Origin of the sequence: Streptomyces sp. TRM70350 (assembly GCF_019219825.1) — a bacterium.
Taxonomy (GTDB): Bacteria; Actinomycetota; Actinomycetes; order Streptomycetales; family Streptomycetaceae; genus Streptomyces.
The window spans coordinates 1-387 of the sequence record NZ_JAHUXH010000132.1 but is presented as its reverse complement, the minus strand read 5'-3'; the positions used below and the strand labels follow the sequence as shown (position 1 = coordinate 387).

At 69.3% G+C, this 387-nt stretch carries 1 protein-coding gene; it reads right to left on the bottom strand.

Features of this window, described 5'->3' with window-relative positions:
* Positions 1 to 378 (bottom strand): condensation domain-containing protein (locus KWI83_RS37905; protein WP_374106469.1); only part of this gene is annotated, 378 nt, incomplete at its 3' end.
* Positions 379 to 387 lie beyond the last annotated feature (9 nt).

The window sequence follows — 387 nt, the reverse complement described above, 5'->3', positions numbered from 1 at the left end:
CAAACGGAAGACACAACTGCCACCCCGATGGGAGAACACCGCAGGACGCGGCCGGTCCGCCGGGATCTGCAACTGATCCGGCAACCCCGCCAGCCGCTGGCGCCAGTACGCCACCTGACGCGCCATCTCACTGCCCGCGTCCGACTCCTCCCCCAGCACCCGCCGCTGCCACACCGCGTAATCCGCGTACTGCACCGGCAACGACTCCCACCGCGGCACCCGACCCTCCACCCGCGCCCCATACGCGGCCACCAGATCCCGCGCCAACGGCGCCAACGACCACCCGTCCCCAGCAATGTGATGCAACGTCAGCACCAGCACACACCGCCCCTCCCCCAACACGAACAACTCCCCCCGCACCGGAATCTCCACCGCCAGATCGAAGGG